At 74.1% G+C, this 13,732-nt stretch carries 12 protein-coding genes; 7 read left to right on the top strand and 5 right to left on the bottom strand.

Translation table 11 applies throughout. The features are described from left to right. The first annotated feature begins 113 nt into the window (after window positions 1-113). Together GWJ10_RS13880 and mscL are read left to right on the top strand one after the other, a co-directional pair. The gene (locus tag GWJ10_RS13880) at window positions 114-839 is read left to right on the top strand and encodes an SAF domain-containing protein (RefSeq protein ID WP_163188095.1); all 726 of its coding nucleotides are present in this window, start codon (window positions 114-116) and stop codon (window positions 837-839) included. Between the two features lie 130 nt (window positions 840-969). Further along, a complete protein-coding gene (gene mscL / locus GWJ10_RS13875) occupies window positions 970-1,458 on the top strand; it encodes a large conductance mechanosensitive channel protein MscL (protein ID WP_163188093.1) in 489 nt (162 codons plus the stop codon). Window positions 1,459-1,487: 29 nt separating this feature from the next. Here the strand turns inward: mscL and GWJ10_RS19620 are convergent, their stop codons facing one another. Beyond that, a complete protein-coding gene (locus GWJ10_RS19620; protein ID WP_206158412.1) occupies window positions 1,488-1,802 on the bottom strand; it encodes a hypothetical protein in 315 nt (104 codons plus the stop codon). Between the two features lie 24 nt (window positions 1,803-1,826). Then, window positions 1,827-5,864 (bottom strand): hypothetical protein, encoded by a 4,038-nt coding sequence (locus tag GWJ10_RS13865; RefSeq protein WP_241005814.1) that lies wholly within the window; start codon window positions 5,862-5,864, stop codon window positions 1,827-1,829. Window positions 5,865-6,635: 771 nt separating this feature from the next. On the opposite strand from GWJ10_RS13865, the gene GWJ10_RS13860 reads away from it, so the two are divergent. Further along, window positions 6,636-7,694: a hypothetical protein gene (locus tag GWJ10_RS13860; RefSeq protein ID WP_163188089.1), complete on the top strand. Its 1,059-nt coding sequence runs from the start codon at window positions 6,636-6,638 to the stop codon at window positions 7,692-7,694. Between the two features lie 85 nt (window positions 7,695-7,779). Here GWJ10_RS13860 and GWJ10_RS13855 read toward each other — a convergent pair whose 3' ends face one another. The 3 genes from GWJ10_RS13855 to GWJ10_RS13845 form a co-directional block, all read right to left on the bottom strand. Continuing rightward, window positions 7,780-8,457 (bottom strand): PAS and ANTAR domain-containing protein, encoded by a 678-nt coding sequence (locus tag GWJ10_RS13855; protein WP_241005813.1) that lies wholly within the window; start codon window positions 8,455-8,457, stop codon window positions 7,780-7,782. 266 nt (window positions 8,458-8,723) lie between these two features. Continuing rightward, window positions 8,724-8,906 carry an antitoxin gene (locus tag GWJ10_RS13850; RefSeq protein WP_076406227.1) on the bottom strand — a complete coding sequence of 61 codons (183 nt, stop codon included), beginning with the start codon at window positions 8,904-8,906 and terminating at the stop codon, window positions 8,724-8,726. A 104-nt stretch (window positions 8,907-9,010) separates the two neighbouring features. Then, on the bottom strand, window positions 9,011-10,642 hold the full coding sequence (locus tag GWJ10_RS13845) for an alkyl sulfatase dimerization domain-containing protein (RefSeq protein WP_206158409.1): 1,632 nt from the start codon (window positions 10,640-10,642) through the stop codon (window positions 9,011-9,013). Between the two features lie 428 nt (window positions 10,643-11,070). Between GWJ10_RS13845 and arr the strand changes: the two genes are divergently transcribed. The 4 genes from arr (at window position 11,071) to GWJ10_RS13825 (ending at window position 13,618) form a co-directional block, all read left to right on the top strand. After that, the gene (gene arr / locus GWJ10_RS13840) at window positions 11,071-11,481 is read left to right on the top strand and encodes an NAD(+)--rifampin ADP-ribosyltransferase (RefSeq protein WP_021481156.1); all 411 of its coding nucleotides are present in this window, start codon (window positions 11,071-11,073) and stop codon (window positions 11,479-11,481) included. Window positions 11,482-11,673: 192 nt separating this feature from the next. Then, on the top strand, window positions 11,674-12,141 hold the full coding sequence (locus GWJ10_RS13835) for a type II toxin-antitoxin system Phd/YefM family antitoxin (protein WP_163188087.1): 468 nt from the start codon (window positions 11,674-11,676) through the stop codon (window positions 12,139-12,141). Beyond that, on the top strand, window positions 12,138-12,488 hold the full coding sequence (locus GWJ10_RS13830; RefSeq protein ID WP_241005812.1) for a hypothetical protein: 351 nt from the start codon (window positions 12,138-12,140) through the stop codon (window positions 12,486-12,488). The genes GWJ10_RS13835 and GWJ10_RS13830 overlap by 4 nt, the downstream gene beginning before the upstream one ends. A gap of 515 nt (window positions 12,489-13,003) precedes the next feature. Beyond that, a complete protein-coding gene (locus GWJ10_RS13825) occupies window positions 13,004-13,618 on the top strand; it encodes a hypothetical protein (RefSeq protein WP_163188085.1) in 615 nt (204 codons plus the stop codon). Window positions 13,619-13,732 lie beyond the last annotated feature (114 nt).

Here is a 13,732-nt window from a genome sequence, read left to right as displayed (position 1 = left end):
CGGCCGACCACAGCGGGCCGGTCGGCTCACGGTGGGCGGGCCGCGCGCCGCGTCGTCCACAGACCGCCGCGCACCGCGGCCACCGGCTCGCCGCGCGCGGCTACGGTCGCGCCATGCCTCGCTCCTCCCGCCCGCCCGGCCCGTCAGCCCACCCCGGCCGCGCCGCCGCCCGGCGGCGGCTGCTGCACACCCTGTGGTGGCGGTCCCGGTTCGTGGTCGCGGCGCTGTGCTGCGGGCTCGCGGCGTCGGTGGTCGTCGGCGCGCTGCGGCCGCCGCCCCCGCCGACGGCTCCCGCCGTCGTGACGGCCCGCGCCGTGCCGCCCGGCACCACGCTCGCGGCACCCGACGTGCGGGTGGACCACGTCCCGGCCTCCCTCCTGCCCGCCGGGGCGCCGGCCCGGCCCGACGACGTCGTCGGGCGCCGCGCGACCGTCGCCCTTCCGGAGGGCACCCTCCTCCAGGACGGCCTCGTCGCCGGAGGAGAGCTCACCGCCGGGGCGCCCGACGGGACCGTGGTCGCGCCCGTCCGGCTCGACCCGGGCGTCGCCGCGCTCCTCGGGCCGGGCGACCGCGTCGACCTGCTGGCCGCAGGCGACCCCGCCGTCGCCCCGGGGCCCACGGACTCCGAACAGACGGAGGCCGCTCCCCCGGTCGACCCGTACCTGGCCCGCGCCGCGGTCGTCGTGCCGGCGCCCGAGCCCGACGACGGCGGCGGCCTGCTCGGCACCGGTGGGTCGGGCTCCGACGTCGTGACGCTCGTCGCGGTACGCCCCGAGGAGGCCGTCCGGCTGGCGGCGCGGACCGGGCACGCCCCCGTCACAGCTGTCCTGGTCCCCTGACGACTCCGTGAGACCGCCGACCCGCCGGGCGAAGCCGTTGCCGCTCGCCGCGCCCGTTGGCAGGATCGCGCGTGCACGTGTCGTGGCGCCGCCGCCACGCGTGCCCGTCGACAGGAGAGGGAAGCAGCACATGAAGGGCGTGTTCCAAGGGTTCAAGGAGTTCGTGCTCCGTGGCAACGCGATCGACCTGGCGGTCGGTGTCGTCATCGGGGCCGCGTTCTCCGGGGTCGTCACGGCGATCGTCGAGGACTTCATCAACCCCCTCATCGGGGCGATCTTCGGCAAGCCCGACCTCACCGGCCTGTGGGACATCACGCTGCGCGCGGGAGACGCGGCGAAGAACATCCCGCCCTCCGTCATCTCCGTCGGCGGGGTCCTCAACGCGATCCTCCAGTTCCTCATCATCGCCGTCGCCCTCTACTTCGTCGTCGTCCTGCCGATGAACAAGCTGGCGGAGCGACGCAAGAAGGACGAGGAGCCCGAGCCCGAGGCACCGGCCGAGGACGTGCGCGTGCTCCAGGAGATCCGCGACCTCCTCGCCGCCCAGGCCGGGAGCGGCCCCGCCGCGGCGCCCGGCGGGACGCCGCCCGGCGGGACGACGCCCCCGCAGCACCTCTGACGCCGCTCAGCCGGTCGCCCGGCGAGCCGTCAGTGGCGCCCGTAGTGGGGCGGCACGTCGCCCAGCAGGCGGTCGTCGTTCTCGCCCGGAGCGCCGCGGCGGGGGGCTGACTCGTCGCCCCAGCCCTCGGCCCGCTCGTCGGCGCTCGTGCCGGGCACCACCGTGCTCTCGGTCCCCCGCCGCACGGCCCGCCGCGGACGCCGACGGCGCCCGGTCTCGGCCTCGGGCTCGGTCTCGGGCTCGGGCTCGGGCTCGGGCTCGGGCTCGGGCTCAGGCTCGGGACGGTCGCGCGCGTCGTCGGGCAGGTGCCGCGGGTCGGGGCTCGGGTCGGCGGTCGTGCTCACGCGTCCCATGGTCCCACCGGCGGGCTACAGGTCCTCGTCGCCGTGCTGCTCGTCGTCGTCGATCATCGGCACGACGACGATCCGGTCGCCCCCGCCCGTCTGCGCGACGCCGCCCGTCTCCGGGAGCCGCGCGTCGCGCACGGCCTGCACGACCCGCCGGATGCGCTCGGCCTCCTTGGCGGGGTCGAGGAACGCGGCGGCGGACCAGACCTGCGCGACCGTCCAGCCGATCCGCTCGAGCCGCTCGGCGACCTGCCGGTCGCGCACGCGGACGCTGCGCTCGGCGACGTAGGCCGCGTCGTCGGTGAGCACGGCGACGAGGAGCTCGCCGGGCAGGTCCGGGTGGCCGACGACGAGCGGGATGCGGTCGCCGTCGCCGATGCCGTAGTCGGTCTCGACGACGAGCCCCGCGCGCCAGAGCCGCTCGGCGAGGTCCAGGACGAGCCGGTCGGGGCTGCCGCCGAGGTCGACGCCGTTGCCCAGCGTGACCTGGTCGGCGGCGCCGCTGCGCTGCTCGGCCAGGTCGAGCACCTCGGCGAGCAGCCGGGCGCCCGCGCCGCGCAGGCGCTCGGGGTCGAGGTCGCCCGCCGTGAAGCACGAGACGACGTGGAGACGCCGGCGCGTCGCCCCGACGGCGTCGAGCAGCATGGCCTCGGCGCCCGGGGTGTTGAGGATGCCGAACCGGTGCAGCACGCGGCCGTGCGGCGTCTTCCCGAAGCCGACGGACAGCACGATCGTGTCGCGCACGAGCCCGGCGACGCCGGAGACGTCCGCGACGACGACCGGTTCCGCGCGGGCGCCGGAGAAGAACCCGGCGAGCGCCGGGTTCTGCCGGACCTCGACGAGGAGCGCGTCGCGGATGCGGTCGGCGTGCAGGGGCGTGACGGTGACGATCGCGAGGGACTCGTCCGGCCGGGTGAGCGCGTGCTCGATCGCGACCTCGACGACGCGGTCGACCTCGGCCTGCGTGCTCTCGACCGCGCCGGACGCCGTGTCGGGCATCCCGGCGCCGTCGACGACGTCGAGCTGGACGAGGACCTCCGCGCGCGGCAGCGGCGACGGGCGCAGGACGCCCGCGTAGCCGTGCTCGGCGAGGAACGTGGTGACGAACGGGTCGCGTCGCGAGCCGTCGGCGAGCAGCGCGACCGTCGGCAGGAGCTCGGCGAGCTCGCGCACGGTGTCCGTGGACGCCGCCCGCGGGTCGCCGACGGCGACGACCTGACGCCCGCGCGCGAGCGCCGACAGCACGAGCTCGACGGGCGTGTGCTCGATGGCGTCGAGCACCACGAGGTCGACGGTGCGGGTCGCCGGCACGAGGTGCGGGACGAGCGTCGGGGTGGCGACGAGCACGGGCCGCAGCCGGCGCAGCACGGCGGGGTGCTGCTCCGCCGTCTCGCGCAGGCTCACGAGCCGCCCCTCGAGCAGCTCGGTGAAGAGGGCCTCCGCCTCGTCGCGGTGCTCACGCATCGCGGTCCCGAGGTGGTCGCGGACCGCCGCCCGGACGGGCGCCGCGAGGGACGCGACGTGCGCGCGGTCGAGCTCGCGGAACCGGCGCGCGAGCGCGTCGAGGCCCGCGCCGTCCTGCCCGGCGAGCGCCTGGTCCTGCGCGAGGATCTGCTCGAACACCGAGCTCCACCAGGCGAGCTCCAGCTCGGGGCCCACCTCGTCGGGCTCGACGCGGCGTGCCGCGAGGTCGGTGAGGAGCTCGCCGAGGCCGAGATCGGTGAGCCGGTGCTGGATCGCGGTCCGCGCCGGGAGCGCGTCGAGCGCGGCGGCGTCCTCGGCGAGCGCGTCGAGGCGGGCGGCGAGCGCGTCGAGCGGCGTGTCGAGCAGCCCGCCGCCCGCGGGCGTGCCCGCGAGCACCGGCTCGAGCTCCTCGGCGTCGATGCGGACGGCCTCGTGCGTGTCCTCGATGGCCGACAGCCCCTCCGGCAGCACGGGCCAGCCGCCACGGGGGCACTGCTCCTGCCAGACGGCGCGCTGCGCCTGGACCTCGACGAGCGCGGCGTGCAGGTCGGGCACGCGGACACCCGGCCGCACCATGTCGCGTGCCTGACGGCGCAGCCGGCGACGCGCGAACCAGCCCATCTCGATCCCGTGCTGCTCGCGCCACTGCTTCGTCGCGGTCGCCTCCACCATGTCCTGCGCGGTGCGCTCGAAGATGAGCGGCTGGAACACGTCGAGCGTGCCCCGCATCCCGCCGAGCATGGTGAGCTGGTCGCCCCACTGGCGGAGCGTCGTCGCGGTCGTGAGCCCGGTGCGCTCCGCGACCTGCTCGACCTGCGCGCGCAGCTGCGGGAGCGTGTGGGCACGCAGCCGCTCCACGCGCACGAGGGCGTCGTGCGCCTCCTGCGGCGTGGTGAGCGCCGCGCCGTACCAGGGGGTCGACGTCGCGCGCGCCGTGAAGGCGCCGAGCATCGCGGCCTCGCGCAGCTCTGCGGCGACCCGCTCGCGCTGCGGCCCGACGGCGAGCACGACCTCGGTCGTGAGCCGCACCCGCGTGTCCGGCGCCGGGCGCTCGGCGGTCAGCCGCGCGAGAGCCTGGAGCGCGTCGTACGCCGACACGCCCCACGGGTCGCGCACGAGGTGCAGCGCCTCGATGTACCCCGCGAGCCGGGCGCGCGCGCCGAGCAGGGCGTCGCGTGTGCGCACGAGGTCGTCGTCCTCGACCGGCTCCGGCTCGGTCGCCATCGCGGCGAGCAACCGGTGGGAGGCGGTCTCGCGCCACGTCGGCTCGGGGGCCACGTCGAGCGCGAGCCCGTCGAGGCCCAGCGCGTCGAGACGGGCCAGAAGCGCGTCGGCGGCGCGGCGGTGGCCGGGCACGTAGAGGACGTGGCGTCCCGACGCCGCGGCCTCGGCGACGACGGCGGCGAGCGTGCCCGCGACGTCGGACCCGGTGGGGGCGTCGACGAACAGGTGCGAGCCGGTCGCGAGGACGTCGACGACGTGCCGCTGGGACGGGTCGAGGTCGCCCGCGCCGCGCTCGAGCACGGGGTCGGCGTCGCCGACGCGCGGTGCGGGAAGGTCGGCCCGCAGCGCGGCGGCGGACCGCTCGTCCCCGGCGAGCGCCGCGACGACCTCGTGCCGCTCGAGCGCGGTGGCGAGCTCGTCGAGGTCGTCGACCAGCACCTGGCCCGGGTGCACGAACGTCCCGACGAGCACCCGGTGGGTGAGGTCGAAGTCGTCGAGGACCGCCTGCCCGAGGGCCGCGATCCGCCGGGTCGCGTCGCCCGGGTCGAAGCCCGCGCCGGTGAACGTGGACCGTGCCAGCGTCACGGGGTCGAGCAGGGCGCCGTGCGCCCGGAGGGTGCGCGCGAGGAGCGGGTTGATCTCGGCGGTGGGCTCGAGCGTGAGCTCGTAGTCCGTCTCGCCGTCGCCGCGGGGCGTGACGGTGAGCGGGCGCAGCAGGACGGGAGCGCGCACCGTCCGGGGCGCGGGCTCCTCCTCGGGGCCTGGCACGCCGTCGGAGGGGTCGCCGGGGCGCACGAGCGGCGCGTCCGCGGCGTCGGGGGCCGTCACCGTGGGCTCGACGTCCGCCGGGCCGCTCGCGTCGCCGTCGGCCGGCACCACCGTGGGCGCGCGGCCGGCGACGCGGGCGAGCGCCGCGACGTCGTCCTCGGCGAGGGGCGCCGTCGGGCTCTGGGTCCAGGTCGCCACGCCGATCGCGAGGTACGTCGGGGCGACGCCGTAGCGCTGCGCGTGCTCGGCGGCCCGGACGACGACGGCGCGCGCCCGCCGGCGGGCGGCGGGCAGGGAGCCCCCCTCCCGGAAGAGGTTGGACAACCGGGTCGGCCGCCCCGCGAAGAGCTGGGCGATGCCGGACGGGTGTGCGGCGGTGAGGTCGACGACGGCGTCGCCGAGGAGGGACACGTCGGCGAGCGACGAGCCTCCGGCGAGCTCGACGAGCCCGGCGCGCCAGCGGGCGACCGCCTCCTCGACGAGGTCGGACGTCGTGGGCTCGGGCACGAGCACGGGGCGCGACGACGTCACGTCGCCGGCCTCGGCGTCGGGCTGGTCGGTCCCGCCGGGAGGGGTGGAGGGCAGCCGAGCAGGATCGGCCACGCTCCGGGCGGCTGAGCTGGTGCGGGCTGCGGCATTCACCCTCCGACGCTAACCGTCCGCCCCGCGCCGCTCGACGCGGCGCGCCGGGGAGGACGCGACCCGCTGCGCCGCACGGCGCCGGGCGACGACCGCACCCGGGCGCGGGTCGCAGCGAGAACGACGAACGGCCCCGGATCACGAGAATTCGCGTTCCGAGGCCGTCGTTTTCGAGCAATTCCGAGATGTTCTCCCGGAGAAGTGTGAAACAGCGCGCACCGCGCAGGGGGCAGGCGATGCGCGCTGTCGAGAACTATCTTGCACGGCGCGCAGCCCAGGCGTCAACACGGCCCGGGCGCTGGACGCACGACCACCCGGCGAGCCGCACAAACGCCTGAGAACGACCTGGACGGGCGTCCACGAGGAGGCGCGGCATTCCGCGGATCCCGGGCCACCGGGCCGCCGTCTCGGCGTGTGGTGCGTATCACATCACGCCCTGCCGGGCGGCCACCGCACGGTCACGACGACCCTCGGCAGGATACGGCCCTCCCCCGCCGTCCGGCGCGCAGGAGCGCCCTGCGACCCGGCGGGTGCGGCGTCCGACGCCCTGACCGGCGGCGTCACAGGATCTTCCCGGTTCCTCTGAGGGCCGGGCACGGCCCCCGTGAGCGAGGTCCACACGGACGTCCTACCGTGGAAGGACGCCCGTGGCCCGACGCCGGTCCCTGGCGCGCGGCCGTCACGGCCGGTGGCGGCGGGCGGACCAGCCCGCCGACGACCGGAAACCAGCACCACGTGACCACGCCCTCCGAGAACCCCCGCCTCGACCGCGACGCTCCGCGCGTCCCGCGCGACGAGCCCGGCCCCGACGCCGGACACCCCGCGGGACGCACCACCGCGGAGCCGGCTCCCGAGAAGGAGCGCGAGGCCCCGGCCCGCCTCTCGCTCACCCAGGTCGTCGCGAGCGCGCTCGCCGCGGTGAGCACCACCGTGCTCCTGTCCTACTTCGGGACCGCCGGGACGATCATCGGCGCCGGCATCGCCAGCGCGCTGACCGTCGTCGCGAACTACGTCTACACGCGCTCGATCCAGAAGACGCGCGAGCAGCTCGTGCCCGTCGTCGGCAAGGTCGTGCAGGCCACCGCGGGCACGGGCACCACCCGTACCCGCACCACCACGGCGGTCGCGTCGGTGCCCCGCGGGGCCGTCGAGCCCGACGCGCGGGCGGACACCGTCGAGACGGCGGTGGCCACCGCCGTCGGCTCGGCCGAGGCGGACGACGAGGCGGCCGGGGCGGACCACCCCGAGGGTGGCCAGAACCGCTGGCTGCGGCTGATCGACCGGTACGGGCGCGGCCGCGTGCTCACCGTGACGGCGCTCGCGCTGTTCGTCGCCGTGATGGGCGTGGTCCTCGTCGTCGAGCTCGTTCTCGGCAAGCCCCTCGCGGACGCCGTCCGCGGCGTCGAGGGGTCGGGGACGACGATCAGCCACCAGCGGACCCCGAGCACCGAGGACCCGGCGACGCCGGTGCCCAGCGGTCCCTCGCAGGACCCGTCGACCGTCCCGACCCCGGGCCCGAGCCCCTCGCCGTCGACGACGCCGTCCGACGAGCCGTCCACCACGCCCACGCCCACCCCGGAGCCGACCGTGGACCCCACCCCCGACCCGACGACGCCGGAGGAACCCGCCCCGACGCCCTCGCCCGGCCCGGGCGAGGGGACCGGAGGCACCGGGGGTACCGGCGGCGGTGCCGAGTCCGAGGCGGAGACCGGCGCGGGCGACGGGAGCACCGGGACCGCGCCGACGCCGTCGACACCCGGCACCGGGCACGTCCCGGCACCCGCGTCGGCCTAGCCGACCCAGGCAGCCGGACGGCGGCCGCACGCGAGAGAGCCCCGCAGTCCCGTCCAGGAGTGCGGGGCTCTGCCGTCTGCGGCGCCTACCGGAGGATCGCGTCGATGCGCTCGGCGCAGTCCCCACCGGCGCGTCCCGCCTCGTCGACGACGACGGACGCGAGCTCGCGCAGGCGGACGTTCTTGTCGTTCGAGACCTGCTTGAGGCGAGCGAACGCCTCGTCGCCGCTCACGCCGTGCATGGCGATGAGGATGCCCTTCGCCTGCTCGATCGGGCCGCGACCCTCGGCGGCCGCGGTGATGTCCCGACGCGCGCGCTCCTGCGCGCGCCCCGCGACCGTCGCCGTGATGTCGACGAAGTAGCCGAGGAGCTCGACGACCTGGCCGGAGTCGCGGTCCCGGCGTCCCTGCCCCACCAGGACGACGTACCGCTCGACGCCGTGGGCGTCCATGATGCGGTGCACGCTCGAGAACGGCTCCCCCGTGGCCGCGGCGCGGTCGAGGACCGCACGCACGTGCTCACGGTCGTCGGGATGCTTGTGCGCCAGGACGAGCTCGGTGGTCGGCACCACGTCGCCCGGCTCGAACCCGTGGACCCGGTACGTCTCAGACGACCACCACCAGGTGCCGGTACCCAGGTCGAGGCGATACTGGCCGATCTTCTGACCCGCCCCGCGGGTCAACGAATGGTCGATGGCATGGTCGTCCACGGACATGTCGTGCTCCGTCTTCTCCAGAGGATGAGGAGCCAGGTCCAGACTCAACCCTTCGACCGTACTCCCGAACCGGAGAAGGCGACAGGTGGCGAGCACGGGGAGACGGTTCTTAGGGTGTCCTTGCGGCCGAGGTGCCGCAGGGGGCACCGGTCCGTGAAGAAGCCCGCAGCCGGTGCACCTCTGGCCGAGCGGCGCTCGAGCCGGGCAGGGCGGAGGCCGTCACGCGACTCGGGGTCCGGCGCCGGGGCCCGGGCGCACGCGACCGGGCCCGGACCTCGCGGCCCGGACCCGGTGCTGCTGCGGAAGTCCCGCGTCTACTGCTGGCCCAGGTGCTCGTCAGCCCGCTCGGCGCCCTTGTCGATCTGGTCGTCGTGCTTGCCGCCGGTCGCCTTCGACGCCGCGTCGCCACCCTTGTCCAGCGCGGCGTCGGACGCCTTCTCGCCCTTGTCGCTGTCGAGCGCGTCGGACGCCTTGCCCTTCAGGTCGTCGATCCCCACGATGTCACCTCCGTCCGTCGGCCCGGTCGGGCCGAGACCGCCATCGTGTCCACCGGACGCTCCCGGTCGCACCCTGGCAGGCCCGGCCCCGGACCGGCCGTGCGTTACGGCGTGACGATCGGAAAGTTCGGGTCGAACTCGTCGAGGACCGACGCGTAGGCGTCGAGCACGGAGGTGTCGCCGTCGAGCGTCACCTGCCCGGCGTCCGCGAGCTTCGCCGCCGCCGCGGGCTGCAGCAGCACGGCCGCGACGAGCGGCTTCGGCGCGCGGACCGTGAGGGGTGCGCCGTCGGACGCGCCGGGGCGGGCGTTGAGGACGCCGTCGCGTACGCGCACGTTCCACGTCTCGTCCCGGTCGGTGAACTCCACGTCGAACCGGACGTCGACCTCGGCTGCCTTCTCCCCGACCACGTGCACGGCGGCGTAGTCGAAGAGGATGTCGATCGGCATGCCCGCGACCGTGTCCGGGCTCGCCGTCGCGAACCGCGCGGCGAGGATGCCCTCGCGGAGCTCACGGGCCGCGGTGAGGAACACCCCCCGCCACTGCGGGCCCTCGGCCTGGTAGCCCATCTGCTCGTAGGCGTCGGCCTGGAGGTTCTTGGCCTCCACGTCGTCCGGGTCCGCGAAGACGAGGTGGTGCAGCACCTGCGCGGCCCACCGGTAGTCGCCGGCCTCGACGGCGCGACGCCCCTCGGCGAGGATCGCGTCGCGCCCGAACGCGGCGACGTAGCGCGTCGCGGTGTCGACGGGCGGGTGCGGGTGCAGCGACACGGGGTCGCCGTCCCACATGCCGAGCTCCTTGGTGAAGACGGCGCGGACGTCGTGGTGGAGCGTCCCGTGGTAGCCGCGGTTGTACCACTTGCGGCGCAGGACCTCGGGCAGCTCGACGACCTCCGCCGCCTCGAGCGGCGTGTACCCCTTGTTCGCCAGGCGCAGCGCCTGGTCGTGGATGTACTTGTACGTGTCGCGCTGCGACTCGAGGAACGCGACGACCTCCGCGTTGCCCCACACCGGCCACGTGTGCGGGCCGTAGTGCACCTCGACCTCGTCGCCCCACCGCACGAGCGTCTCGTCGAGGTAGCGCGCGAAGTTCCGGGCGTCGCGCGTGCGCGCCCCGCGCAGCGTCTGGATGTTGTGCAGCGAGTGGTTCGCGTTCTCCGCGCACGTGAGCGCCTTGAGCTCCGGGATCCAGATGTGCATCTCCTCCGGCGCCTCGGTGTCCGGGGCGTAGAGGAACTCGAACGTCAGGCCCGCGATGTGCCGCGACTGGCCCGTCTCGGTGATCGGGTCCGTGGGCGAGATGTAGGAGACCGTGGGTCCGTCCGCCGTGCCCGACCCGATGCCCGAGCTGACGAACTGCCGCGGGTCGCGGTCCAGCAGGCTCCCGAACGCGTACGACGCGCGGCGGCTCATCGCGTTGCCCGCGACGACGTTCTCGCCGATCGCGTACTTGTCGAACGACGCGATCGTGCCCGGAGCGATGATCGGCACCTTCCCCGAGGCGACGTCCGCCTCGTCCACCACGCCCTTGACGCCGCCGTAGTGGTCGATGTGGGTGTGCGTGTAGATCACGGCGACGACCGGCAGGTCGACCACGTGCTCGCGGAACACCGCCATCCCCGTCCGGGCGAACTCGACCGACGACGCGCAGTCGACCACGATCAGGCCCTCGTCGCCGACGACGATCGTCAGGTTCGCGATGTCCGCGTTGCGGAACTGGTAGATGCGGTCGACCACCCGGGTACAGGCCCGCGCGGTGGATGACCTTCGCCTGGCGCCACAGGCTCGGGTTCACCGTGTCCGGGTTCTCGGACGCGTCGTCGTCGAGGAACGCCACGGCGGTGGTGTCGTAGCTGACACGGCCGTCGTCGAGGAGGATCTTCCCGCCGGGGACGTCCGCGAGGTGCCCACGCCGGGCGGTCTCGAAGTCCTCGACGTCGTCGAGCGCGTACAGGGCGCGCGCGTCGCGGTTGGCGGTGGCGGTGGTGGGGGTGGCGTCCTTCGGCGTGTACGGCACGGTGGCTCCCTCGGCAGGCACGTGACGCGGTCGCGGGAGCGGTGGTCTGGGCGTCGCGCCCCCACGGCGACGCTGCCCGCGGGACGGGAGAACCGCAACCGGAAGTCCCGGGCCGACGGCGGACACCCGTCCGTCCTACCCTGAACGGGTGATCCAGGCGACGGACGAGGGGCCCTTCTTCCACGGGACGAAGGCCGACCTGCAGGCGGGCGACCTGCTGACCGCGGGGTTCCGGTCGAACTACCGGCCCGAGATCGTCATGAACCACGTCTACTTCACCGCGCTCGTCGGCGGCGCCGCGCTGGCCGCCGAGCTGGCGGCCGGGGACGCCGCACCGCGCGTCTACGAGGTCGAGCCGACCGGCCCGTTCGAGGACGACCCGAACGTCACCGACAAGAAGTTCCCGGGCAACCCCACGCGGTCCTACCGGAGCAGCGCGCCCCTGCGGGTGGTCCGCGAGGTCGCCGAGTGGCCGCGGCTCAGCCCCGAGGAGCTCGCGAGCTGGCGCGCGCGCCTCGCGGCCCTGCGGACCGAGGAGCGCGGCGAGATCATTAACTGACCGCGCGGGGTCAGTCCCTGCGCCGGTGCCGAGCCTCGCCGTCGTGCCGCGCACGCCGGCCGTGGTCGTGCGGAGGCCTGGAAGGCCGAGGTGACGCCATGACGCTGACCAGTCCGCTCTCCATTCCACGCCTGGGACTGCTCCGTCCCGCTCGCCCTTGCTGTTCAGAACTAGTTCTGAAATCATGGCGGCATGAGTGCCTCCACTGTCGAGCAGCGCGTGAAGTTCTCCGACCTGTCGCGCGACAGCAAGGCCGTCGCCGCGGCAGCCGACCGCGGCCCGGTGACCATCACGCGCCGCGACGGCGACGAGCTCGTCCTCATGCGCAAGGCCGAGGCCGACGCAGACCGCGCCGGGCTCGCCCTGGCCGCGCAGATCGTCGCTGTCGCCGTCTCGGACTGGCCCAGCTCGTTCGCGACCCGTCTTCGCGAGCCGTTCCCGTGGATGATCTTCCTCTCGGACGCCGAGCAGGAGGCGTTCGCCGACGAGCTCGTCCGCACCGCTCGCGCGTGCGCATCCGTTGCGCAGTTCGAACCGTTGTCGACGGTCATCCATGCGTGGATGTCGACGGCGCAGGCCAAGGCAGCCGGCTGGGACCGCACCGAGTACGTGTGGCTCGACGAGCAGGTCGAGGTCGAGCGCCCCGACGGCGGCGAGTGATCGTGCCCAAGGACGTTCAGGTCGAGCGGCCGACGAAACGCACCGAGCACCGACTGGCCTTCGCCACCCAACAGGCGCAGAAGGGCTGGCGCGACCTTCGCGCCACCAAGCTCAATGCACTGGCCGATGCCTGGGACGCCCTGACGCGTGACCCGGTCCGCAACGACCCGACCTGCCACCCGCTGAAGGGCGACCTCGCGACTGTCACCGTCCACGGTGTGGAGCACGTACGACGGCAGTACGAGCTCCCGGGCGGAGCACGACTGTGGTACTTCGTGACCTCGGGTGCCCCAGGCACGGTCCACGTGCTCGACGTGCACACGCACCACCCGAACGCCACGAAGTGACCGCACCGCCACGCGCACCGGGTCTCGGTGCGGGGAGCGCCAGACTCGCTGGACTCTGGACAGCGGTCCTGCTCGGTGCGCCTGGCCAGATTCGAACTGGCGACACCCGCTTTAGGAGGGCGGTCGCACAGCGGGCGTCTTCGCAGGTGAGCCTAGATGCGCTATAGCGCCCGGGGGGTTTGGGGGAGGTCCAGAACCCCCACAGTTCGCCCCACTATCGGGCGGTTTCACCCGTTTCGATACGGGGCGAAAGTCCCGAGCAGTGCCAACGCCCGTAACCGCCTAACCATCACAGAACAACCTCATCGTCAGGTGTTCGTAAACGGCCATACGAGACTATACGAGCAGCCCGCTGTCGTTGAGCAGGCGTCAAGATTTGCCCAGGTCGTGTGTCGGCCCCCTGGTCTGTGAGCGCACAGCGGTCTTCGACGACCGATTGATGCTCACCGCTCTCCGCTTGTTTCACCAGCCCCGTTGCGCGGCACCCCCGACACAGGTGGTGCACTATCGGTGGTGTGCTCGTCACTTCTTCGCTCGTCGTGCTCGCCACAGCCGCCTGCGACGCAAGCACCGAACCAGCACCCTGGTACGAGAGCCAGCTGGCCGGGGTGGTAGCCGGTGCTGTCCTAGGACTGATCGGTGCCTGGCTATCGAACCGGTCCGCGCGTGAGCTGGCGAAGGACCAGCGTTCGTTCGAGAGCCAGCAAGCGGAGGCTCGGCGCGACGACGATCGCTTGGAGGCACGTCGAGACGCACGCAACGAGGCTGTCGTGCGGTTTCTCCGGAACCTCGATGCCGCCGACGCTGCCGTCAGGACATACGTGGACGAGTACTACCTCATGCCCGGAGAGGACATATCGGGGAACGGGCTGCCGAGAGGAGGTCCACCGGATCTTCGTCTGGAAAGTGCTATCACAGAGTTCTACCTGCTCATGCCCGACGATGTGGTCAAAGCAGCTGAGACCGTGCGTGATCAGCACTACAGGTGGGCATACGGCACCGCCATCGACGTCTCGGCGAAGGAGAGACCCGGTGAGCCTCTCCGAAACGACTGGGTCGACGAAGCGGCCTACCAAGCCGCGATCCGCGCATTCCACGAGAAGGCCCGGGCAGTACTGGAAAACGACTGACCGAGCGGGGACGCTGCTTACCATCGCAATCTCCAGCAGTTCCGCCGTGGATCACTGGCGACGGGCCACGGGCATGTTCGTCGAAGCAACGGGGCCCGTTGCCCGCCCATCGCG

This window comes from Cellulosimicrobium sp. SL-1 (assembly GCF_011033075.1).
GTDB lineage: Bacteria > Actinomycetota > Actinomycetes > Actinomycetales > Cellulomonadaceae > Cellulosimicrobium > Cellulosimicrobium funkei.
The sequence above is the reverse complement of the archived record's forward strand: the minus strand, read 5'-3'. Positions and strand labels throughout refer to the sequence as shown.

Bases quoted from the DNA above. Each gene is read 5' to 3' on its own strand.
- GWJ10_RS13880 (WP_163188095.1), top strand. From the start codon at position 114: ATGCCTCGCTCCTCCCGCCCGCCCGGCCCGTCAGCCCACCCCGGCCGC.
- mscL (WP_163188093.1), top strand. From the start codon at position 970: ATGAAGGGCGTGTTCCAAGGGTTCAAGGAGTTCGTGCTCCGTGGCAAC.
- GWJ10_RS13835 (WP_163188087.1), top strand. From the start codon at position 11,674: ATGAGTGCCTCCACTGTCGAGCAGCGCGTGAAGTTCTCCGACCTGTCG.